The organism is Butyricicoccus sp. AM32-19 (assembly GCF_003480365.1).
Taxonomy (GTDB): Bacteria; Bacillota; Clostridia; order Oscillospirales; family Butyricicoccaceae; genus Agathobaculum; species Agathobaculum butyriciproducens.
The window spans coordinates 62,318-86,294 of sequence record NZ_QUIX01000012.1 but is presented as its reverse complement, the minus strand read 5'-3'; the positions used below and the strand labels follow the sequence as shown (position 1 = coordinate 86,294).

At 55.8% G+C, this 23,977-nt stretch carries 17 protein-coding genes; 16 read left to right on the top strand and 1 reads right to left on the bottom strand.

Going from position 1 to position 23,977, the window contains the following annotated elements; genetic code table 11:
- Positions 1 to 4 precede the first annotated feature (4 nt).
- The 12 genes from DW806_RS10665 to DW806_RS10610 all read left to right on the top strand — a co-directional run bounded on the left by DW806_RS10665 (position 5) and on the right by DW806_RS10610 (position 15,402).
- Entirely contained in the window at positions 5 to 523 is a 519-nt protein-coding gene (locus DW806_RS10665; RefSeq protein ID WP_118729929.1) for a DUF6921 family protein, read from the top strand.
- A gap of 10 nt (positions 524 to 533) precedes the next feature.
- Positions 534 to 1,073, top strand: a complete 540-nt coding sequence (locus DW806_RS10660; protein WP_008703787.1) for a hypothetical protein — start codon at positions 534 to 536, stop codon at positions 1,071 to 1,073.
- On the top strand, positions 1,070 to 2,617 hold the full coding sequence (locus DW806_RS10655; protein WP_118729928.1) for an FAD-dependent oxidoreductase: 1,548 nt from the start codon (positions 1,070 to 1,072) through the stop codon (positions 2,615 to 2,617). Before DW806_RS10660 ends, DW806_RS10655 begins: the two co-directional genes overlap by 4 nt.
- The gene (locus tag DW806_RS10650) at positions 2,614 to 3,327 is read left to right on the top strand and encodes a succinate dehydrogenase/fumarate reductase iron-sulfur subunit (RefSeq protein ID WP_442861150.1); all 714 of its coding nucleotides are present in this window, start codon (positions 2,614 to 2,616) and stop codon (positions 3,325 to 3,327) included. Before DW806_RS10655 ends, DW806_RS10650 begins: the two co-directional genes overlap by 4 nt.
- A gap of 41 nt (positions 3,328 to 3,368) precedes the next feature.
- Positions 3,369 to 3,620, top strand: coding sequence for an MptD family putative ECF transporter S component (locus tag DW806_RS10645; protein WP_118360377.1), 252 nt, complete (start codon positions 3,369 to 3,371; stop codon positions 3,618 to 3,620).
- Positions 3,621 to 4,064: 444 nt separating this feature from the next.
- Complete coding sequence (locus DW806_RS10640; protein ID WP_118729927.1) at positions 4,065 to 4,295, top strand: hypothetical protein; 231 nt, start codon at positions 4,065 to 4,067, stop codon at positions 4,293 to 4,295.
- A gap of 120 nt (positions 4,296 to 4,415) precedes the next feature.
- Complete coding sequence (locus tag DW806_RS10635) at positions 4,416 to 6,272, top strand: ABC transporter substrate-binding protein (RefSeq protein ID WP_118646179.1); 1,857 nt, start codon at positions 4,416 to 4,418, stop codon at positions 6,270 to 6,272.
- Between the two features lie 6 nt (positions 6,273 to 6,278).
- Positions 6,279 to 9,242 carry a hybrid sensor histidine kinase/response regulator gene (locus tag DW806_RS10630; RefSeq protein ID WP_118729926.1) on the top strand — a complete coding sequence of 988 codons (2,964 nt, stop codon included), beginning with the start codon at positions 6,279 to 6,281 and terminating at the stop codon, positions 9,240 to 9,242.
- Positions 9,243 to 9,434: 192 nt separating this feature from the next.
- Positions 9,435 to 11,309, top strand: coding sequence for a sensor domain-containing diguanylate cyclase (locus tag DW806_RS10625; RefSeq protein WP_118729925.1), 1,875 nt, complete (start codon positions 9,435 to 9,437; stop codon positions 11,307 to 11,309).
- Positions 11,306 to 12,985, top strand: coding sequence for a sensor domain-containing diguanylate cyclase (locus tag DW806_RS10620; protein ID WP_118729924.1), 1,680 nt, complete (start codon positions 11,306 to 11,308; stop codon positions 12,983 to 12,985). Before DW806_RS10625 ends, DW806_RS10620 begins: the two co-directional genes overlap by 4 nt.
- Positions 12,982 to 14,895: an EAL domain-containing protein gene (locus DW806_RS10615; protein WP_118729923.1), complete on the top strand. Its 1,914-nt coding sequence runs from the start codon at positions 12,982 to 12,984 to the stop codon at positions 14,893 to 14,895. Before DW806_RS10620 ends, DW806_RS10615 begins: the two co-directional genes overlap by 4 nt.
- A 129-nt stretch (positions 14,896 to 15,024) precedes the next feature.
- A complete protein-coding gene (locus tag DW806_RS10610; protein WP_117750972.1) occupies positions 15,025 to 15,402 on the top strand; it encodes a hypothetical protein in 378 nt (125 codons plus the stop codon).
- A 107-nt stretch (positions 15,403 to 15,509) separates the two neighbouring features.
- Here the strand turns inward: DW806_RS10610 and DW806_RS15910 are convergent, their stop codons facing one another.
- Positions 15,510 to 17,879 (bottom strand): HD domain-containing phosphohydrolase, encoded by a 2,370-nt coding sequence (locus tag DW806_RS15910; protein WP_118729922.1) that lies wholly within the window; start codon positions 17,877 to 17,879, stop codon positions 15,510 to 15,512.
- A gap of 230 nt (positions 17,880 to 18,109) precedes the next feature.
- On the opposite strand from DW806_RS15910, the gene DW806_RS10600 reads away from it, so the two are divergent.
- The 4 genes from DW806_RS10600 (at position 18,110) to DW806_RS10585 (ending at position 23,880) form a co-directional block, all read left to right on the top strand.
- Complete coding sequence (locus DW806_RS10600; protein WP_117489432.1) at positions 18,110 to 18,922, top strand: substrate-binding periplasmic protein; 813 nt, start codon at positions 18,110 to 18,112, stop codon at positions 18,920 to 18,922.
- A complete protein-coding gene (locus DW806_RS10595) occupies positions 18,912 to 21,482 on the top strand; it encodes a response regulator (RefSeq protein WP_243022715.1) in 2,571 nt (856 codons plus the stop codon). Before DW806_RS10600 ends, DW806_RS10595 begins: the two co-directional genes overlap by 11 nt.
- 206 nt (positions 21,483 to 21,688) lie before the next feature.
- A complete protein-coding gene (locus tag DW806_RS10590) occupies positions 21,689 to 23,161 on the top strand; it encodes a sensor histidine kinase (RefSeq protein ID WP_158578352.1) in 1,473 nt (490 codons plus the stop codon).
- On the top strand, positions 23,155 to 23,880 hold the full coding sequence (locus DW806_RS10585; protein ID WP_117489305.1) for a response regulator transcription factor: 726 nt from the start codon (positions 23,155 to 23,157) through the stop codon (positions 23,878 to 23,880). The genes DW806_RS10590 and DW806_RS10585 overlap by 7 nt, the downstream gene beginning before the upstream one ends.
- Positions 23,881 to 23,977 lie beyond the last annotated feature (97 nt).

Sequence of the window (23,977 nt, the reverse complement as noted above, 5' to 3'; positions counted from 1 at the left end):
GAATGTGAAACGAAAACTGATTCTGTTAGTTGTTACGATTGTTTTTCTTGCAGGTTTCGGTGCACTTTTGCACTCACCGCTCTCTATGATTGATGCAATCACAGGAGCAACACCGAAAGCAAAAAAAGCTGCCCAAGCCGCCGCACAGTTGGAAGGCTCTTATGTTCTCGGTATTAATATGATGTCAGATGGTCTCGACAACGAGAACACCCGGAATAAATTAAAAGAATTGGCACTGGACGATTCGGAAACAAATGAAACAGATCTCATGAAAACGGACATTAGTTTTCGGTTATATGTATCTGAGACGGATTATCCGCTTGTCAGTTATGCTAAGAAACTCTGTGACAGGTTGAAACAGGCCGGTTTTTTCGTAGATCTGAAAGAGTACAGTAACACAATGATGCTATCAAGAGTGGTAAGTGGAAAGTATGATGTATTCCTGGCATCGGATGATTTTATTGACGTTACAACGCTAACACAGATGGACTATATGATCATGGACAGCGAAGAAATGAGGTGAGCGGGAATTTATGAGAAAATGGAATACGATTTTGTCTGTTTTAATGCTTCTCATTTTTATGATTCATGGAATCATGGGCAGCTTTATGCTGAACGGAGTTGGAAGTAGCGCAGGGAAACTTCTTGCATGGATTGGTGTTGGTATTCTTGTTGTGCATACGGTGATTGGTGTCATCCTGACAGTTCAGAGTTTACAGACAGCGAAGCAATCCGGAAAAATGTATCTGAAACAGAACGCCATATTCTGGGCGAGACGAGCCAGTGGGCTGGCAATACTGATCCTGCTGTTCTTCCATATTGGCTTGTTTGGAAAGGTGCAGAATGGGACATATATTTTGTTCCCTTTTACAACGGTAAAGATGGTAACTCAGCTTTTGTTCGTGGCGGCAATCTTTGTTCATATTTTTATCAATATCCGCCCATTGCTCGTATCGCTGGGAATCATCAGTTATAAAGAACGAAGGGGGGATATTTATTTGATTCTTTCGGTGCTCCTTCTGTTTATAGCGGGCGCAGTTATTTTCTATTATATTGGGTGGCAATATCTATGAGTAAGACAATTATTATTATTATAGGTGCTGGACTGGCAGGACTTTCAGCGGCTTTGCAGGCAGCGGAAAATGGATGCAATGTAAAACTGGTTTCCTCCTTTCCATCAGAGCGGGCACAGTCTGTTATGGCGGAGGGCGGTATCAACGCAGCTTTGAATACAAAAGATGAAAACGACAGTCCCGAAGAACATTTCACAGATACAATAAAGGCGGCTTGCGGTCTGGCAGACCCAAATGCAGTTTGGGGAATGACACAGGCAGCACCGGAGCTGGTGCACTGGCTGTTAAAACTTGGAGTTCAATTTAACATGAGCGGCTATGATGATGTGGATCTGCGGAATTTTGGCGGGCAGAAAAAGAAAAGGACTGCTTTTGCGCAGAGCGATACCGGGAAGCAGATTATGACAGCTATGATAGACGCTGTTCGCAGGAAAGAAGCATCTGGTATGGTAGAACGGTTCAGCCATCATTCTTTCCTAACACTTCGTCTTTGTGACAATATTTGTTGTGGCTGCGTAATCAGGGATGAATACAGTCAGGAGACTGTGGAATTACCGGGGGATGCGGTTATTGTTGCCACCGGTGGTATGCACGGATTGTTTGGAAATACAACGGGTTCGCTGAGCAATACAGGAGAAGTCACCGCAGAATTGTTCAGGCTTGGTGTTCCTCTGGCAAATGGCGAGATGATCCAGTATCATCCGACAACTGTGAAATGTGGTGGAAAACGCATGCTCATCAGCGAGGCGGCCAGAGGGGAAGGTGGCAGGTTGTTTGCCATGAAAGATGGAAAACAATGGTATTTCATGGAGGAAAAATACCCGGAGCTTGGAAATCTGATGCCACGAGATATTACCGCCAGAGAGATATGGAAGGTCAGCCATGAATCAGAGGTATTTCTTGACATGACGGAAATATCGGACGAGATTATTTCAAATAAGCTATCTGGTCTGGCAGACGATTGTATGACCTATCTGCATAAAGATATACGAAAGGAACCGGTGTCTGTTTTACCGGGAATTCACTATTTTATGGGAGGCATTCTGGTGGATGAGCAGCACAGAACGCCGATTCAGAATCTTTACGCTGTCGGAGAATGCTGTGCCCAATATCATGGTGCCAACCGTCTTGGTGGAAATTCTCTGTTAGGAGCGTTATACGGAGGACGTGTTGCGGCAAAATCAGCATGCGAACAGGCAGATGTAGTAGATCTATCTTGTGCGACACAGATAGATTTTCCACCAGCGTCCCAAATTTCAGAAATAAAGCAATTAAACAAAGTGATGCAGGAGACTATGGGCGTTGTCAGAAATGAGAATACGTTGTTAAATGGGATTCAAACGGTACAAGCGCTGACAGGAAATCTTCCATTGCTTGGCATGGCAGTTCTAAAGAGTGCTCTTGCAAGAAAAGAAAGCCGTGGTGCACACTGGCGGGAGGATTATCCGAAGAGCAATGACGATGATTACCTTAAAACAACGGTAGCCAGATTTGATGGAAAGCAGATACAGATTTCCTTTGTACCTGTTCCAGAAAGGCGGTGATTCACTTGGTATATAAAATAAGAATCAGGCGGCAGGAGAGTCAGAAAGCAGACAGTTATTGGCAGGAATTTGAGTTCGACGGAAGCAGAAACAGCTCTGTTGCCACTGTTCTAAAGGAATTGAACAGTAGAACCCCTTTGAAAGATAACTCAGGGAATATAGTTACTCCCATCAGCTGGGAATGTAGCTGTATGGTGCGAAAATGTGGGGCTTGCGCCATGCTGATTAACGAACGTCCGAGGCTGGCATGCTCTACATTTCTACATACGTTAAAAGGTTCTACAATTACCTTGGAACCTTTAAGCAAATTTCCGCTTGTAAGAGATTTGATCGTTGACCGGTCAAATCTGTTTGAAAATTTGAAAAAACTGAACCTTTGGCTTGAAAGTGAAGCTTATATGAGTTCGTGGACACATGAACCGAGATACCAGTCGGCACGCTGTCTGATGTGTGGCTGCTGCCTTGAAGTGTGTCCTAACTTCTCTGCAAATGGGACTTTTGCAGGCGCTGTTGCTGCAGTCAACGCATTTCGGATTCTGAATGAAGAACAGGAAATAAGCCATCGAAACGATGTTTCAACTCAATATAAGGAAAATTATTTTGAGGGATGCGGGAAATCATTAGCTTGCCATAACATTTGCCCGATTGGTCTACCTGTCGAAGAATTGATCGTGAGGTCAAATTCGGTAGCTATTTGGGGAAGACAGTGAGTAGCAAAATGCTGATTAAAAAACATGATTAACCTACATCTATGGTTTTACCAAAAATAGAGACATATCCTTTGTTTCGGTGTGTTAGCGGTTTTATTATGGACTGGATTCCGTATATGTATACTGTGGCAAAGATACCAAAAACAGGAGTAGTTCTTGTAATGAACCTGTTTGTTGCAGTCGCTTTTCTGGCTTTTGGGGAACTTGCAAATCTGCTGCTTGTCAGTTTGAGTGTTTGCTCTATTTTAGGGGGAATTGTTCGGAAATGGGTCGAATATAAGAATTATAAGTAATCAGCGATTTTGGGAAAAGCAGGCTGAGGCGTTCGGGAAGCGGTTTTTGAATTTTGAGCGAATGAGTACAGTTGAAATTTCAAGTAGCAGAGCGCCGAAAAAGTGGTATAATGAACGAGTAAAAGGAAGACAGATGCGAACAAAGCGTGAGTGCAGGCGGTACTTCGCTGTGTATGCCGCGTATGCCAAAGCGTGTGCCAGTGAGAGGATTGTAAACAACAAGGAATCGCAGACTTTTAATCGAGGCCGATTTAACCGCTGTTGAGCGACCGCAGAGGGTCAACAGGGGCTTGCAGACCTTTGTCCGTTCAGGTCATAATTTCCCGACAATGAAACCGCTGGACTGATTGCGGGCGCACAAGGCAGAATAACCGTGTACACGCGAGATTCTGCAGATAGCTTACACCAAATTACCACAGGCTTGCAGCAAAGGAAGCCTTGGAAATGTACAGATTGAATTTGGGCAATCGACCCGTCGAGAAATCGGCGGGTCTTTTTTTGCTCATCGGAGGCGCGGCGGTGTGTTCTTTTCGCAGCCTTGCAGCCACACAGCGTTTCACGCCGGTATCCCATTTCAACTTGTTTTACAGGAATATTCGCCGCAAAAGCGCTCCGAATACGGCGTATAGTCTGTGTTTTCGCCTGTTTTGGCAGAAAAAAGGCGAAATTCCTTGAAATACCGTCCGCGAAGTGCTATGCTATTCTTATATAATGCCGTTTTGCGGCGAGAAATGAGGAAAAAGAAGGGCAGTCTGTCGGGGAGAGGCGGCTGTCACGGGTAAGGAGAATTGGTTGATGAAAACAAAAAAGAGGAAGCGGGGTCTGTCCTTCCTGCTCGCGGTACTGGTAACAGCGGCATGTCTGCTGACCGGCTGCGGCACACAAAAGAGCGAAGCACAGGAGGACGCGGAAACCATTCAGGTCTATCTATGGAACACCACGCTGTACGAAAAATATGCCCCCTATATCCAGTCGCAGCTGCCGGATGTGAATATTGAGTTCATTGTCGGCAATAACGATCTGGATTTTTACAAATTTCTGAACGAGAACGGCGGCCTGCCGGACATCATTACCTGCTGCCGCTTCTCGCTGCATGACGCTGCGCCGCTCAAGGGCAGTCTGATGAACCTCGCCACGACCAACGAGGCGGGCGCGGTCTACAACACCTACCTCAACAGCTTCAAAAACGAGGACGGCAGCGTAAACTGGCTGCCGGTCTGCGCGGACGCGCACGGCTTTGTGGTCAACCGCAGTCTGTTCGAGAAATACGGCATTCCGCTGCCCACCGATTACGACAGCTTTGTTTCCGCTTGTCAAGCGTTTGAAAAGCACGGCATCCGCGGCTTTGATGCGGACTATTTCTACGATTACACCTGCATGGAAACGCTTCAGGGACTTTCTGTCTCCGAGCTTTCCTCGGCGGAAGGCCGCAAATGGCGCACCGCGTACAGCGACCCGGCCAGCACCGAGAAAGTCGGTCTGGATGACACCGTTTGGCCGACCGCTTTCAAGAACCTCGAGCAGTTCATCCGCGACACCGGCCTGAACGCCGCTGACCTGACACTGATCTACGATGACATCATGGACCGGATGCGCAGCGGCGAGCTTGCCATGTTCTTAGGCAGCTCTGCTAACGTTAAAATCCTGCAGGATGAGGGCATTGATACGACCTTCCTGCCGTTCTTTGGTCAGGACGGGCAGCAGTGGCTGATGACCACCCCGTATTTTCAGGTTGCGCTGAGCCGCAATCTCGAGCAGGACAGCAACCGCCGCGACAAGGCGATGCAGGTGCTCCGTGTCATGCTCTCCGAGGAAGCACAGAACCGCATCGTCTATGACGGACAGGACATTCTGAGCTACAGCCAGAACGTCAGTCTTCGCCTGACCGATTATCTTGAGGACGTGCGCCCGGTGGTCGAGCAGAACCATATGTACATCCGCATCGCCTCCAACGATTTCTTCTCGGTCTCCAAGGATGTGGTCTCGCGCATGATCGCGGGCGAATACACAGCAGAGCAGGCGTATCAGGCGTTCAACGCGCAGCTGCTTGCGGATGAGCCTGCCGCGGATACGGCTGTGCTGACCTTGGACAAGGGCTATTCAAACGTTTTCCATGCGGACAGCGGCAATGCCTCCTTCTCCGTGATGGCGAACACGCTGCGCGGCGTGTATGACACCGATGTGCTCATTGCTGCGGCGAACAGCTTTACCGGCAGCGTGCTGGCGGCAGACTATACCGAGAATATGGCTGCCTCTATGATCATGCCGAACGATCTGCGCGCGTATCAGCGCACGATGAACGGTGCGGAGCTGACCGAGACCGTCCGCGCCTTTGTCGAGGGCTGCGAGGGCGGCTTTACGCCGTTCAACCGCGGCTCTCTGCCGGTGGTCAGCGGCATCGCCATCGAGGTCAAGGAGGAAAACGGCGGCTTTACGCTGACCGGGATCACGCGGGACGGCAAACCGCTCCGCGAGGACGAGACCGTAACCGTAACCTGTTTGGCGACGGCGGGCAGCATGGCGCCGCTGTTTGCGGACGAGAGCCGTGCCTTCGAGGGCGGCGACACGAGAGTTCGGGACACTTGGAGCGCGTATGTCTCCGAGGGGAATGCCGTACTGGCGGAGCCGGAAAATTATATTACATTGAGGTAAACGGAAATGGCAGATAAAACACGCGGAAGCAAAATAAAATACCGCTTCCTGAAAAAATGGCGCCGCCCTGCCGCCGCACTGTTGGCTCTGGCGGTGCTGCTCGGCGGCATCTGCTATCGGTATTTCTTGTTTATGTCGCAGACGGTCTATCGGGAGAGCACCTCGCATCTGTCGGAGATCCTGCGTAAATCCGACAATATGCTGAACCATCTGGTCAGCCGAAACCAGATGCTGCTGCATCTGTGGAACGATTTTCTGAAAAACGCCTCGAGCGAAGAACAGATCCGTTCCAGTCTGAACGAGATGCAGAAGGAGACCGGCTGCGCCGCCCTCTACTTCCTCGCCTCGGACGGCAGCTGCATGACGCAGGACGGCGAAAAGAGCAGCCTTGGCTCGCAGACCGATCTGGACACGCAGCTTTTCGCCGGAGAGGACGTCGTTGTGAATGCGGTGCTGCCCGGAAAGCCGCAGATGCTCGTGTTTGCCTGCCCGGAGATGAGCGGCACCTACCGCGGCTTCGCCTATGATGCGATCGCCATCGCCTACTATAATGATACGGTGCTGAACGCGATCGACAACTCCGCCTTCGAGGGCACGAGCCACAACTATGTTGTCTACCCGGACGGGCGCGTTGTGCTCGACAGCGAGGCTGACGGTGAGAACGGCAGCGAGGAATCGGTCTATAATTTCCTCGCGGAGCTGCGCAGCAGCTCCAATCTGTCCGATAAAGCGTTCGACGCGCTGAGTGACGATTTCGCGCAGGGCAGGGACGGAAGCAAGATGCTGACGCTGCATGGAACCCGGTACTATCTGGTCTACGAGAACACAGGCATCCAGGACTGGATCATGCTCAGCCTTGTCCCGGTCAGCGTTGTTAACGCCAGCATGGATACGCTGTGGCACCGGACGGTCGAGATCGTGACCGCTATTGCGTGCCTGCTTATGGTGCTGCTCATCGCGCTCATCGTGCACAGAAGCCGCGATGCGCTGCGTCGGAGAGATACTGAGATCCTGTACCGGGATGAGCTGTTCACCCGGCTCTCACGCAACGTGGACGATGTTTTCTTCATGCTGGATGCCGAAACCTCCCGCACGGACTATGTCAGCCCGAACATCGAGCGGCTGCTTGGCGTGCCGCTTGAGCAGGTGCGGCAGGACATCCGTGCACTGCGGGCGCTGCACCCGAAGGACTCTCCCGACCACGATAAGAACTTCCTCGCGGGGATTCAGTGCGGCGAGCAGAGCGAATGGGATGCCGATTATGCCCATCAGCAGACCGGTGAGCGCCGCTGGTTCCACATCGTTGCCATGGGCAGCGAGGTCGCAGGCCGGACCAAGTACATCCTCGTGATGTCCGACCGCACGGCTGACCGGAAGATCAATCAGGCGCTTTCCGAGGCGGTTGCGGCCGCCGAAGCCGCCAGCCGCGCCAAGAGCACTTTCCTGTCCAATATGTCGCACGATATCCGCACACCGATGAATGCGATCATCGGCTTTACCACCCTTGCGGTCAGCAATATCGACAATCAGGAACGGGTGAAGGACTATCTGACCAAAACCCTCTCCTCGAGCCGCCACCTGCTCGCGCTCATCAACGATATTCTGGACATGAGCCGCATCGAGAGCGGCAAGCTTCATCTGGAGGAAACCGAGGTCAACCTCGCCGAGATGCTGCACGATATCAAGACCATCGTCAGCGGACAGATATACGCCAAGCAGCTCGAGCTTTATATGGATGCGCTTGACGTTGCCGACGAGGACGTTTACTGTGACCGGACACGTCTGGGACAGATTCTGCTCAACCTGCTGTCCAACGCCATTAAGTTCACGCCGGCGGGCGGCACGGTCTCCGTGCGTATCCGGCAGCTTGCCGGAACCGTGCGCGACTGTGCACAGTACGAGTTCCGTGTCCGCGACAACGGCATCGGCATGAGTCCGGAGTTCGCGCAGAAGATTTTTGAGCCGTTTGAACGCGAGCGCACCTCCACGGTCAGCCGGATACAGGGAACCGGCCTTGGCATGGCCATCACCCGGAATATCGTCGAGATGATGGGCGGCACGATCAAGGTGCAGACCGAGAAGAACCGAGGCACCGAGTTTATCATCTGCCTGCCGCTGCGCGTGCAGACCGGCAGCCGCCGCGAGGAAAAGATTGCGGAGCTTGCCGGCCTCAAGGCGCTGGTGGTGGACGACGATTTCAACACCTGCGACAGCGTGGCAAAGCTGCTGACCCGTGTGGGAATGCGTGCGGAGTGGACGCTCTCCGGACGGGAGGCCGTGCTGCGTGCGCGGCAGTCCATCGAGTTGGGTGACCCCTGCCGCGCCTATATCATCGACTGGCGGCTGCCGGACATGAACGGCATCGAGGTCACGCGCCAGATTCGCAGCCTGAATGATGACACCCCCATCATCATCCTGACCGCCTACGACTGGTCGGATATCGAAGCGGAGGCGAAGGCGGCAGGCGTGACGGCCTTCTGCTCCAAGCCGATGTTCCTGTCCGACCTGCGCGACACCCTGCTGACAGCCATCGGACACATGCAGACGGCAGATGAGCAGGACATCCTGCCCGGGAAAAACGCCGACTTCCGCGGACGGCATATCCTGTTGGTTGAGGATAACGAGCTGAACCGTGAGATCGCAATGACAATCCTGCACGAGTACGGTTTTCTGGTCGATATCGCCGAGAACGGCGCGGTCGCGGTGGAAAAGGTCCGCACCTCGGACCCGGGCCGCTATGATCTGGTGCTGATGGATGTGCAGATGCCGGTCATGGACGGCTATACCGCCACCCAGCGCATTCGTGCGCTGAAGGACCCGGCGCGCGCCGCAGTCCCGATCGTTGCCATGACGGCCAACGTGTTCGAGGAGGAGCGAAAGCAGGCGTTCGACTGCGGCATGAACGGCTTTTTGTCCAAGCCGATCGTGGTTGAGGAGCTGATCGACGCGCTGAAGGGCATTATGCACTGACCGCGCCATGCGGATACATCAAAACCCGGAGTACCGGCCGAGAACGGCTGACGGTACTCCGGTTTTTTCGGATATGCAGAGGAAAATAAATGCCGCTGCGCCGCAATCTTCGCTTTCCTTTTCGGTCGGGAAATAGTATAATTATGGCATGGGAAAAGGAATGAATAAATTTTACCGAAGGAGGGGCAGAACATGAAAAAGCGATCAAGAATTGCTCTGCTGACCGCACTTCTCACCATAGTGTTTGCGGCGGGTATTGGCGTTTACAGCAACTATATCGGAATGCAGATTTATCAGGAAAGCTCGAATCATCTGCTCGAAAGCTATGCGCAAATCTCCAAGACCTTCACGCTGTTCGTGCAGCGAAACTGGACCGTGCTGAGCCAGTGGGACAGCCTGATGAGTAACGTACAGACTGATGAAGACGTTGACGAGATATGGAACACGATTCAAGACAACCGATCGTCGTGGCATTACAGCGATTTCTATATGGTCAATCAGAACTCGCAGTATCTAACAGCAGATGGGCGAAAGGGCAGCGCCGACAGCATCGACGGCGTTTTTCAGGAGATGTACAGCAAGGGCGGGCCAATCGTCTCCACCTATACGGCAACCTACGGCGTGCCCAAGATCGCGTTTGCGATGCCGATGAGCCGAAATCTGACGCTGGACGGCGTGACCTACACCGGTATCGCGGTCAGCTATGATACGGACGTGGTCGATGATCTGGTTGACGGCAGTATGTACGGCGGACAGAGCGACTGCTATGTGGTGCGCTCGAACGGCGACATCGTGCTGGAGTTTGAACCGCAGACCGAGCTGTGCGCGGGAATGACCAACCTGTACGACCTGTCCAACCACGCTGACTGGAAATATGGCAGCATGGACGATATTAAGGACTACATTCAGCTTGGCAAGAGCGGAAGCGCGCAGTTCACCTGCGATGGGACGAGAAACTATCTGGTCGCGATGCCGACCGCGTTTCCGGACTGGTCACTCGTTGGCATCATCCAGGCGGATGAGGTGGACGGTGCACTGTATGACGTGCAGAATTCCTCGCTCATCCTGCTCGGCGCACTCTGTTTTTTCACCGTCATCATCGTGGTGCTGGCGCTGGGGATGGAGAGCCGGCTGCGCCTTAAGAACGAGGAAATGGAGCGGCTGAACCTCGAGCGCGAAAAGATGAAAAGCGACCGTTTCCTGCAAAGCATGAGCCGCATCGTCGATCGGTATTCCATCGTCAATCTGGATACCGGACGCTACCGCTATTATGAGCTGCGGTTCGATCAGCCGCTCTATCCGACCTCCGGACAGTATTCGGAAATGGTCGAAATCATCTCTAAACGCTATGTCGCGCTGATCGATACGGAAAACGCCAAGCTTTCGCGGCTGCTTACGCCGGACTATCTGCGCAGTGTGCTCCGCAAACCGGATGACAACCTCAAAATCGAGTATTGCAGCCGGACGGAGAACGCCTATATGGTGATGACCGTCCTCCCGGTTGAGTGGCACGCGGACGGCACGGTCTCCGTGATCATGCAGGTTGTGCAGGATATCGGGCAGAAGGTCGAGCTGGAAAACATGGCAAACACGGACGGTCTGACCGGCCTGTTCAACGAGCGCTATTTCAGTCGGGTCCTGAACATCTGTGAGGCGAAAAAGCTGCCGTTTGTGCTGTATTACCTCGATCTCGACCGCTTTAAGCCGATAAACGACACCTACGGTCACGCCATGGGAGACCGGCTGCTCAAGGAGATCAGCGCGCGGCTGCTGCGCTGCATCCGCAGCCGGGACTACGCCTTCCGCATCGGCGGCAATGAGTTCGCGCTTATCGTCAGCGCCGATATGGACGAGGAGCAGCGCAGCCGCATGGCCGAGCGCATTCAGACTATGCTCTCTGCGCCCATCGTTATCGAAGGAAAACTGCTTTCGGTCGGCGTCAGCTGCGGCTGCGCCTGCTATCCGGAGGACGGCGACGCTTCGCAGGTGCGCATCACGGCGGACAGCCGTATGTACGCGGAAAAGCAGCACCATCACGAAGACGACCGGACGGAGGAACAGTCATGAAACACAAAACCCTGCGGTGCGCCGCAGAGACAGCCGCCCTGCTGCTGACCGTGGCAATGCTGACGTTCCTCATTGCCGGACTGCATCAGCACGAGCCGGACAGGGAGCTTTCCACCCTTGATACCGGCTGGTATCAGCTGACGAACGGCGTGCGGCGCGAGATTACGCTCCCGGTCACGCTTCCGGCTGAGCCGGGGCAGACGCTTACCCTGTATAACGACACGCTGACCGCCCGCGATGCCGGAAAGCTGCTGAGCGCGCGCGGCGTGGAATACGGCATCGAGATCCGTGCGGGCGAAACGCTGCTCTATCGCTACGAGGACAACGCTTTTCCGAAAAACACGCAGATGAAGGGTCGCCTGTGGGCGGATGCGGAGCTTCCGGACAATATCGGCGGACAGACGCTCAGCCTGACCTTTACGCAGCTTTCCGACCGGACAGACAGGTTTGACGCGCCTTTGCTCGGCTCGGTGCGGAGCATCACCGGCCACCATATCCAGACCTCACTGTTTTCCCTGGTCATGATGCTCGCCATGGTCATCCTTGCCGTGCTGGCGCTGCTGATCTTCTGCTACATGAGCAGCTGCGGCATCCACGAGCGCCGCTTCCTCGATGTGGCGGTCTTTCTGCTGCTGTGCAGCCTGTGGTGCCTGACCGATTCCGCTCTGTATCAGATTTACGGACGGGATACTGCCGCCGGAAGCGTCGTTTCCTTTTACGCCTTTATGCTGATGTCTATCCCGATGGTGCATTTTGTCCGCAACACGATAAGCGGCAGACGGCAGCTCGTTCCCGATATATGCATTGCGCTGTTCTGCGCCAACGCGCTCGCACAGGGCGCGGCGTACCGGCTTTTCGGCATCCGGTTTATTGATATGCTGCCGCTGACGCACCTGCTTCTGACGGCAGGCGTTGCGGCGATGCTGATCGTGCTGCTCCGGTCGTACCGCGAGCAGCCCTCGCAGCAGCTTCGGCTGCATATTGCGGCGTTTGCCGCACTGGGCGTGTTCGGCGTGGCAGCGCTCGTCCTGTACGGCCTGCTGCACATCTACTGGTACGATGCAATATTCCAGTTTGGCGTGCTGCTGTTCATCATCCTGCTCTTCCGTGAGCTGCTCGGACAGGCGACCGAGGATATGCGCTTTCACATGGAGCACCGCATCAGCCATCAGATGCAGCGTGAGGATCGTATGACCGGTCTGCCGAATCGCCGCGCGTTTGAGGAATACATGGAGCGCATCCGCACCGGCGAGGTCGGATGCCGCGATGCGGTGCTGACCTATATCCGGCTGGAGGGCTTGAACGAGCGCAACGACCGCTTCGGCCTTCAGGCAGGGGATGAGGCGGTCATCGCCGCCGCGCGGTGCGTTGCAGACTTTTGCCGCGCGTGCGTGGACGGAGGCGAAAGTGTATCGTGCTTCCGCACCGGCGGAAACGAGTTCGCCCTCATTCGTCCCGAGCCAAGGGCAAATTCGGGGCAGCTGCACCGGCAGTTCAGCGCGATCGTCGCGCGGTACAACCGCACCTGTGCGCCGCGCGCCCGCATCACGATGACCTACGGCTTCAGCCGCCTGTGCGACGAGGACGGAAAATCGCGCAGCATCAGCGCATGGAAGGCGGAGGCGGACGCCTATTTGAAGAGAAATGCAACCAGACTGGGAGGGGACACGGAATGACAACCAATCTACATTATCTGATCGCCGGGATGGCGGTGCTGCTGGTTGTTCTGTGGCAGTATTCTCATCAGCGGCAGATGGATGACCGGAACAGCCTCATGTTCCGCCGCCTGCTGACCGTCGTCAGTCTGGACGTTTTCACCGAGCTGGTGAGTACATGCTTCATCCTGTACGCTCCGTACAGCTTTGGCGTCGGCCGCATGCTCTCGAACACCGTGTTCTATCTGTTTCAGGCGATCCTGCCGCTCATGCTGCTGTACTATGTCTGTACACTGTGCTCGAGCCGCGTGATCTCCACCGGAACCGTACTGCGCATGGGCATTCCGACTATCGTTTTGGTTTTTATCATTCTGACCAACCCTTTCACCGAAAAGCTGTTCTATTTCGACAGCACCGGCTACTACCACGGTCCGTGGTATCTGCTGCTGTATGTCAGCGCCCTGCTGCACATCGCAGCGGCAGCGATTTTTGTCGCGGTGCACCGGGATGCGGTCAGCCGCCGCAATCTGACGGCGCTGCTTACGGTCTTTTTGCTCGCCGCCTTCGGCATCGCCGCGCAGGCCGTCAATCCCGCGGTGCTGACGATCGGCTTCGGCCTTTCGCTCAGCATTCTCGCAATGTATCTGACCATCAACAATCCCTGCGCGTGCATGGACAGCCTGACCGGACTGAATGACAAGCAGTATCTGCTGCGCCGCATGAACGAGCTGACCGACGCACACAAGGCCTTTCACATCATCACGGTCTACGCCTACCAGCTTGACCACATGAACAAAGTCTCGGGCGTGCAGAGCGGCGACGAATTTCTGCGCCGCGCGGCAGAGCACATGCAGGAGATCGCGGGCAGGAACGTGTTCCGCGTGACAGGCAAGCGGTTTCTGCTGCTGACGTTCTCGCTGCGCGAGTACGAAGCCTGTCTGACGAGTCTGCGGCAGGTGTTCCGCACGCAGCCGGATGACGAGCAGGCCGCTCCCTCGCCGGTCATCCTGTGCGGCGTGGTGGGCGCGGAAAAGCTGGGAACGGGCGGTCTTGTGCTGGATTATGCGGAATATCTCGAATCTCTCGCAGCACGCCGCGGCGGGACTGAGGTCATCCAGAACGACCGCAAGAACAGGGACAGTTTTTACTACAACAAGCAGGTCGAGCAGTTCCTGCACCGCGCGATCGACGAGGATCTGTTCGAGGTCTATTATCAGCCGGTCTATTCGCTGCATCAGCAGCGCTTTGTCACCCTTGAGGCGCTCAGCCGCCTGCGGCATCCCACGCTCGGCTGGATCTCACCGGATATTTTTATCCGCCTTGCGGAGAAGAACCGCCTTATCAGCCAGATCACCGAGCTTCAGCTGCGGCGTGTCTGCCGTTTTCTGCGCGAAAACCCGGCGCTCCGCGCGAGCATTGCGAACGTCAAGATCAATCTTTCGCCGCTCGATCTCATTCACAGCGATGGCGGAAGCCACCTGATCCGCATTCTGGATGAATACGGTCTGCCGTACTCCTGCTTCCAGTTTGAGATCACCGAGACGGTTGCGACCGAGTATTCCGCGAGCCTGACCCGGGTGGCGGAGAGCTTTCAGGCGGCCGGCATCGGCCTGTGTCTGGATGATTTCGGCTCGGGCTACGCCAACCTGAATACGGTCATGCAGCTGCCGTTCTCGGTCATCAAGCTCGACCGTTCGCTGCTGTTCCACATCTGCACGGACAAAAACGCCGCGCTCTTCTACCAGAGCATCGTATCCGCCTTCTGCCGTCTCGGCTACCGCATCATTGCGGAGGGTGTGGAGACGCAGGAGGAGATGGAGCTGCTGCGGAGCTGGAACGTGGACATGATTCAGGGCTATTATTTCTCCCGTCCCCTGCCGCCGAGCGAGCTGCTGCGGCTGCTGACCGAGGAAGCCGTCGAGCAGATGTGACCGGGTGCGGCGGACCGCCCCAAAAAATCCGTGAAAAAATTTTTCAGAAGACGGAACCTTTTTAGACGTGCTTCGTCTAATAGAGAGAAAGAGAGCAGATACTGCTCTCTTAGAAAGAAGGCTTTTTACATGAAAAAAACACTGATGGTATTTGCATGCACGGCTCTGCTGGCTGCATCGCTTTCGGCCTGCGGCAGCAAGCCCGCCGAAAATAAGGATACCGGTACAGCATCGTCTGCGGCGGCCTCGTCCTCGAGCAGCGAACAGCAGCAGGAAAACACGCTCACCGGCTCGCTCGATGAGAAGAAGAACGGCATGTTCGTTGTAACGGATGCCGAGGGTGCCTCCTATGAATTTACCTACGATCCCTCCGATACGCCGAAGGGTCTGGACGATGCCGCAGAGGGCGATTCGGTCACTGTGACTTATACGGGCACGGTCTCCGAGGTCGATTCGTTTGACGGCACGATCGTTTCGGTCGAGGAAGCGGAGGCAGCACAAAATTAAAGACGCGGCTCCTTGCGCAGACTCCGTCGCGCTGCCGCTTGGAAAGAACGCAAAAAATCCCCTGCCGGGGACAGATTTTCTGTATCCCCGGCAGGGGATTTCGCTTTTCAGGACTTCTGTTCGGCCTTGTCCAGATACATCAGATAATCCGCCTTGCGGATAGCCTCTGTGATCGGATGCACGCCGCAGATGCCGCCGATGCTGACCGAAAGCTGGACATCCGCGAACTCCGACATGCGGATGCCGCGCACGACCTGCTGGATCTGCTTTTTCTTGTCGAGGAAAACTTCCTCGGTCATGCGCGGAAACAGCAGCAGGAATTCGTCGCCGCCGTAGCGGATCAGAATATCGGTCTTGCGAATGCAGGAGCGCACCGCGTCCGCAATGTCGCGCAGCGCCGCATCGCCTGCGGCGTGGCCGCAGCGATCGTTGATGAGCTTGAAGTTGTTTACGTCGATCAGCGCCACGCCCTCCATGCCCTCAAGGTGGGTGCGGTAGGTTTCAAAATAACGGCGCGAATAGACGTTGGTCAGCGGGTCGAGGAACAGCTGCATATCCTCGCCGCGCGTGCGGTCAAGCAGAAAACGTGAGCCGTTTGCGTCGATCCAGCGGCCCTCGTTGAGCCGCGAGACCAGCTCGAGCACGCAGGGCGTGCCGTTGATCGTAATATACTTGGAGATGACGAAATACATCTCATTTCGTGTAAATTCGAGCTTATTGAGCGTAGTATGCTCAGCATACGCCCGTGCAGAGATGCAGTTGGCGCAACCCACGTCGGTATCCCAGAATGCGGCGCAGCGCTCACCCGTGCGGTGCAGAACGCCGTCCGCATCGAGATCGAGCACGGCGTATTTTGTCGGGTCAACCAGACGGACGACATCAAAGAACGCGCTCAGACGCTGTATATCATCGGTGATCGACAGCTCGTCCGTTGCGCTTTTGTCTGTGCAGCGGAAGGGCGCACAGCTGTCCTGCACTTTCTGCGTGTCGGTCAGACAGCCGATTACGCCGACATAGTGACCGGGGGAGAATGGCGACCAGAGCGTACGCATCCGGATGTTGTGCCAGTGCTGCTCGTGCCCGACCGGCAGGAGCAGGCTGAGCGAAAGCTCATTGTTCTCGGGCGTTGTGGCCTTGAGGGCGGCTCTTAGCCGCGCAATATCGGCCGGCCGCAGCAGTCGGAGACTGTCCGGTTCATGCACGTTCAGTATCGTGCGCTGCTGCTGCCGCGGACGGCTTTGGTCGGCTATTATGACGATATCGGCGGGAACGTCATACTCAAACTGCACATCGCCGCAGCAGGAGACAAAGAAATCCAGCTTTTCCTTGACATAATCCAGCTCGCGCTGGGCGCGGTCGCTGAGCGGTACATCGCTCTTTTGCAGCAGCTCGGCAGACAGGCGCTTTGCGTCGCGGTGGAGCACCTGATCGGCGGCGAGCGTCGGCAGTGCGCTTCGGAGGCGCATGCTGATCTCATGAAGGCAGTCGAGCAGCATCGGGTTGAACGCGCCGCACTCTCCGTTGAGGATCATGGTGATGGCGGTGTCGTGGCTGTACGCCTTTTTGTAGCAGCGGTCACTGGTCAGCGCGTCAAATACGTCCGCCAGTGCGACCACCTGCGCCGAGATCGGGATCTGTTCACCGAGCAGGCCATCCGGATAGCCGCCGCCGTCCCAGCGCTCGTGGTGCCAGCGGCAGATTTCGATAGCGACCTTGACCAGCGGCTCGTCGCGGTATTGCGTCAACTCCTCGAGCATGGATGCGCCGACGGCGGGATGGGTGCGGATGATGTTGAATTCCTCGGGCGTCAGTGCGCCCGTCTTGTTCAGAATGCTCTCGGGGATGCTGATCTTGCCAATGTCGTGCAGGGCGGACGCGGTGGTAATGAGGCGGATCTTTTCCTCAGTCAGACCGTATACATCGGTCTTTTCGGTCAGCTTGCGCAGCAGCATTTCGGTCACGGTTTGCACCTGAAGCACATGCTGTGCGCTCTCACTGTTGCGGAACTCGACAATATGACTGAGGATGCCAATCATGACATGGCTGTTTTTCTCGTTCCGATAGATTTGGTCGGAGACCATGTCCATCAGCCGCTTCTGGTTGGCGTAGAGCGTGAGCGTGTTTTTGACGCGGCGCTGCACAATGAAGGAGTCGAACGGACGGCGGATATAGTCGGTAATGCCAAGGCTGTAACAGCGTTCGATAACCGCACGGTCCTCGGCGGCGGAGATCATGATGACTGGCAGCTCCTCGATCCAGCGGAACTGATTCATGCGCTCGAGCACGCCGAAGCCGTCGATTTTCGGCATATTGATATCCAGCAGCAGCAGGTCGATGTGCATATCCTGCTGGATCATGAGGAGGGCCTGCGCGCCGTCCTCTGCCTCTGCGTAGTCATATTCCTCACCGAGAATCGCCTTGAGCATTTCTCGGTTGAGCTCTGAGTCGTCAACAATCAGAATTTTCTGTCGGTTCATAGTCGTTCGACCGCAGCCGGGTCGCTTTCCCTCCCTTTGTTTACCGGAATTTGACCGGTTGCACAATTATATTATACTACCAATGCGATGCAGAATAAAGGAAAACTTCCGTCAGCGCCAACGGCGGAAATTTCTGTTGTGCAGGAGCGCGGCAGCATGTTATAATAAAAGATAAATTGTGCCGACCTGCGGCACAGACAACGAACAAGAGAGAGGACACCATCATCGGTATGAACAGACACAAACGGGTAAAATGCGCTCTGGCGCTTTTGACCATGCTGACGGCGGGGCTGCTGTCCGGCTGCGCCTCGGAGGCGGCATCCGACAGCACACTGCCGACGATTACCGTCGGCAGCGACACCTATCCGCCTTATGTTTATATGGATAATAACGGCGACATTACCGGTCTGGACGTGGATATTGCGGAGGAGGCATTCCGCCGCATGGGATACCGTGCGGAATTCACCACGATCGACTGGGAACAAAAGACCGAGTTGGTCGATAACGGAGAAATCGACTGCATCTGGGGCTGCTTTTCCATGGACGGCCGCGAGAACGACTATCAGTGGGCGGGACCGTATCTGGTGAGCCGTCAGGTCATCGCCGTCGGCGCGCAGAGCGGCATCGAGCAAATGAGCGATCTTGCCGGAAAGACCATCGCGGTGCAGGCTACCGGCAAGCCGGAGGCGATCTTTCTGAGCGGAGGCGAAAACGTCCCGGCCTTCCGAAATGTCATCAGCCTCGCTGACCGCGGTGTGCAGTATGCCATGCTGGACTGCGGCTATGTGGACGCAGTAGCAGGACACGAGGAGGCTATCCGGCAGTATATGAAGGACTACGGCGCGAACTTCCGCATTCTGGATGAACCGCTGCTGACGACCGGCATCGGCGTGGCGTTTTCCAGGCACGACACACGCGGTCTTGCGGCGCAGCTGACCGAGGTTGTCGCGCAGATGCGCGAGGACGGCAGCATGGAACAGCTAGTCGGAAAATATCTCGAGGTTCCCGCGCACAGTCTGGAGGTGGAGCAGCTTGAACAATAATTCCCGACGCATTGTCTTACGAAGGACGTTCTGGTGCCTGTGCTTCGCAGCGGGGCTTTTGTTCCTCGGCGCGGTATTCCTGCTGTCCCGGCACGCGGATATGCGGGACTGCGAGCAGCGCATGACCGAACTGATCGACTTTGTAAAGGAGCAGTCCTCCTCCTATGTGCAGTATAACGAGACCGCCGTGGCCAAGGCGCTCGTGCGCGGAACGACCGCCGTTCAGGGACTGGAGGGCGTGACGCTTGACTGCGGCGAGGATGAGCTGCGGCAGTATGCGGAGCGGCTGGGACTGACCGGCATTTCGGTGCTGGATGCGAACGGCAGGCTGGTCTGCGAGTACAGCACGGACGGCATCGGCTATACCCGCCTGCAAACCGATCTGGAAGCCGGGCGCGTGCTCGCCGTGATCGGTCATCCGCAGAGCACCTATGTTCGGCGCGTGCAGCTGACCGACGGCTCGTTTGCCGACGTTGCCGTGCGCAGCTGTTCGGACGACCGCGGCGCGGTGCTTGGCTGGCGGCACACCGGGGCGGCGTTCGCAAAGAAATCCGTGCTCTCCGTGCAGAATCTGCTCGACGGCTACGACGCCGAGACCACGGGAACCGTGCTCCTGTCGGACGGCAACCGCGTAACCGCGTCGGACGATCTGTCCCTCATCGGTACGGATACCACGGAAAATAATCTGCTCCGCCGCATCCGCTCGAGCGGCCATGCCGACCGGCTGGTCTATGCCGGACGCAGGGGACTGACCCAATATTACGGCATGTACAGCCACGGGCGCAACTTCTACTACTATATATATGTCCCGGGCAGACTGCTCTACACGAACACGCCGGTCAATATGATCGTGGCATTCCTCGCCTGTGCGGTCGTTCTGACGCTGCTTCTGTTTGTGCGCCGAGGCACGGAAAAGAGCTTTCTCCAGCAGCAGAAAACGCTCGAAAAGGAATATCAAACCTCGCTTGAGCAGAAAAACGCCGAGCTTGAACGCGCTATCCGTCAGGAAACGGCGGCAAACCGCGCCAAGCGCGAATTTCTGTTCAATATGTCGCACGACATCCGCACGCCGATGAACGCGATCATCGGCTTCACCTCGCTTGCGGCCACCCATATCGACAACCGCGAGCAGGTGCTCGACTACCTGAAAAAGACTGCGACGGCGAGCCAGCATCTGCTCTCGCTCATTAACGATGTGCTCGATATGAGCCGCATCGAGAGCGGCAAGGTCTCGCTCGAACTGCGTCCGGTGCACCTGCCCGAGCTTGTACACGATCTGCGCGATATTATCCAGTCGAGCATCACCGCCAAGCGCATTTCGCTTTTCATCGACATGGTCGATGTGGAGGATGAGGATGTGGTTGCCGACCCCATGCGCCTCAATCAGATCATGCTCAACATCCTGTCCAATGCCATTAAGTTCACCCCGGTAGGCGGCATGATCACCCTGCGCATCGTTCAGAAGCAGACCGCACCGCATGGCAGTGTGGATTATGAATTTCATATCCGTGATACCGGCATCGGCATGAGCTCGGCGTTTCAGGAGCATATCTTCGAGCAGTTTGCGCGCGAGGAAACCTCGACCGTGAGCAAAATTCAGGGAACCGGTCTCGGCATGGCGATTACGAAAAATCTGGTCGATATGATGGGCGGCAGTATTTCGGTCGAGAGTGAGCCGGGGAAGGGCTCGGAATTTACGGTTTCCCTGCGCTTTCCTATCAGCGGAGAGCAGGCCGCGCCGCAGTGCATCCCGCAGCTTGAGGGTCTGCGCGCGCTCGTGGCGGATGACGACACCGACACCTGTCTGAACGTCAGCAAAATGCTGCGAATGATCGGCATGCGGTCGGACTGGACGACCTCGGGACATGAGGCTGTCGTCCGTACGCAGGACGCGATCGAGCAGGGTGACGGCTTCTATGTCTTTATCATCGACTGGATGATACCCGATCTGAACGGCCTTGAGGTCGTGCGCCGCATCCGCAAGATGATCGGCAGCAACACCCCAATCATCATCCTGACCGCCTACGACTGGACGGATATCGAGGTTGAGGCAAAAGCCGCAGGCGTGACCGCGTTCTGCGCCAAGCCGCTGTTCATGTCCGAGCTGCGCCGCGTACTGGCTGAACCGTTTCTTTCGGCAGAGCCTGCGGAGCAGACGGAGAAAAAGGCGGATTTCGCCGGAAAACGGCTGCTGGTCGTCGAGGATAACGCCCTCAACCGCGAAATCGCAGTGACGATGCTCGAGGAAGGCGGGTTCGAGGTGGACACGGCGGAAAACGGAAAGGTCGCGGTAGACAAGGTGCGCGAGAGCGCGCCCGGGCACTATGATCTGGTGCTGATGGATATTCAGATGCCGGTCATGGACGGTTATGCGGCCGCGCGTGCCATCCGCGCTCTGCCGGATGCCGAAAAGGCGGGTCTGCCCATTGTCGCCATGACGGCGAACGCCTTTGACGAGGACAGACAGAACGCAGAGAAGGCCGGTATGAACGGCCATCTTTCCAAGCCGTTCGATATGCAGCAGTTGCTCACGATGCTCCGGGAGAAGCTGTCGCCGTAACGCTTTCATTTTCATCGCGTTATTCGATAATGAAGCCGCCGGATCAGATTGAATAGGAAACGCAGGAAGCGTCCGTTAGGGATGCCTTCCTGCGTTTTTCTTTGCACACTGCCGGTACGGCGGATTTTTTACCTTTTTTTGCCCAGAAAAGGTTTACATTGCTTATCAATTAGCTTATGATAAAATCTGACAAAGGAGGTGGGCCTGTGCACGGAGTACGTCAATGGTGGGTGCGTCTGTCCATTGTGAACAAGGCGATTGTGCTGAGCTGCGCATTCGTCATTCCCATTCTGCTGGTGGTGGGACTGTTAATGAACGATTTTTATGATTACCGCGAGAAAAGCAATGATATCCTGTCCGAATATGCACGCTGCACGGACTACATGAACGCCATGGAGCAGGAAAATGCGCTTCTGAGCGAGCTGACGCTTGCGGCGCCCGGGTCCGATACGATCGACAAATATGCGGACGCCGTGCAGGACACCGCCTGTGCGTGGGAGCGGCTGCGCAGCGCAGAGACCGACGGCAACACACAGAGCGAGGTGCTCAAGCAGGTCATCGACCGCACGATGAAAAGCTATCGAGTCCGTCAGGAGACGTTCATCGCGCAGCTGCATGGCGGCACATTTGATGCGGTGAACTACGAAGCTCTGCGTACACAGGGCAGCTATCTGACGCAATACACCGACCAGCTGACGGAGGCCTTTCTGATGGAGGGACGCGAGGGCTATCTGGTCCTCGGTCAGCGGGGTACCGCGCAGAACATGGTATTTACCATCGTAGCCGCGATCGGCAGCGTGCTGTTTGCAGGCGCGATGCTGTACTACGCACGCAGCCTGCTGCTGCCGGTGCAGCAGATGAGCCGCGGTGCGCGCCGCGTCGCGGATGGCGAATATGACATTGAGGACTTCAACTTTGCACGCTCGGACGAGATCGGTATGCTCGCTGACTCGTTTAACCACCTCAAGCACCAGATCGCGCGGACGATCCACGCACTGGAAAGCGAAGCACAGCTGGAAAAATCCCTGCGTCAGCAGGAGAGCGAGGCAGCACGCCTGCGGCAGCTGATCGAGCAGAGCCGCTTTGCGCAGCTGCAGAGCCAGATCAACCCGCATTTTCTGTTCAACACGCTGCAGAGCGTGGCCAATATGGCCGGAATCGAGCAGGCGACCGTCACCGGCGACATGGTGGTGCGGCTGGCGAACTTCTTCCGCTACACGCTTGACCATGATGACAGCGTGGTAACACTCGACCGCGAGCTTGCGCTGCTGCGCGACTACATTTCACTGCAGGAGCTGCGGTTCGGTGAACGCATTTCGTTCGAGATGGACTGCGACAGCCGCTGTGCGGCCTGTGAACTGCCGAAATTCACACTGCAGCCAATCGTGGAAAACTCCATTGTGCACGGCATGCGCAGCCGCAGTGCGGGCGGCCGCATCCGCATTGTGACGCAGCTTGCACCGGAAGGCTGCCGCATCCAGATTACGGACAACGGCGGCGGCTTCTCGCGCAGCAAAATGAAACAGAACACCGCCGAGGGACACCGGTCCATCGGCCTGCAGAATATCGCGGGACGCATTGCGCTGTCCGGCGGCAGCTTCCGCATTGTCAGCTGTCCCGGATTGGGCACGACAGCCCGCATCATACTGCCCATGAAAGGGGAAGAGCATATATGTTAAAGGTACTGATTGCGGAGGACGAACCGCTGAGTCTGCAGAATCTGAGCGGACAGATGCGTGATTTGCTTGGCGCGGATGCACTCATCGAGGGAGTTGCGAACGGACGGGAGGCGGTTGAACGCGCCCGTCAAATTCAGCCGCAGCTGGTGCTGATGGATATTGAAATGCCGGTGATGAACGGCCTTGATGCGGCAGCCATCATCCACAAAGCCATGCCGGAAACGCACATCGTGTTCCTGACTGCCTTCGACCGCTTCGACTACGCTGTAGGCGCCATGCGGGCCGGCGGAACGGATTATCTGGTCAAGCCGTTCGACAGTGCTCAGATTACCGCCTGCCTGCGCAAGCTGAATCTGCTGCCGGAAAGCCGTCCGGCGGTACGCGGGGACAAGCCGGGAAATGCGTTCTGCACCCAGTTTTCCGTGTGGCTGGAGCATCATTACATGCGGGATGTGTCGCTCGATCAGGCGGCAGAGGCGATGGGCATGAGTGCGTTCTACTTCTCACGCTTTTTTCGCACCTCGTATAACCAGACCTTCCTTGAATACTTGACCGCCTACCGTATCGACCGTGCGGTTGAGCTGCTGCAGCAGACTGATATTCCGGTACGGGAAATCGCTGTTCGGGTCGGCTATACGGATGCAAACTACTTCACGAAGGTGTTCAAGCGGCATTTGGGCGTAACGCCTACCGAGTACCGCAATCATAACGCAAACTGAACGAGCCGCGCGGCAGGATTTACGGAATTTATACGGAAATTTACTATTCCTTCCAAAATGTTTATGCAAATGTCATAAAATAGAATGTGAAAATTTT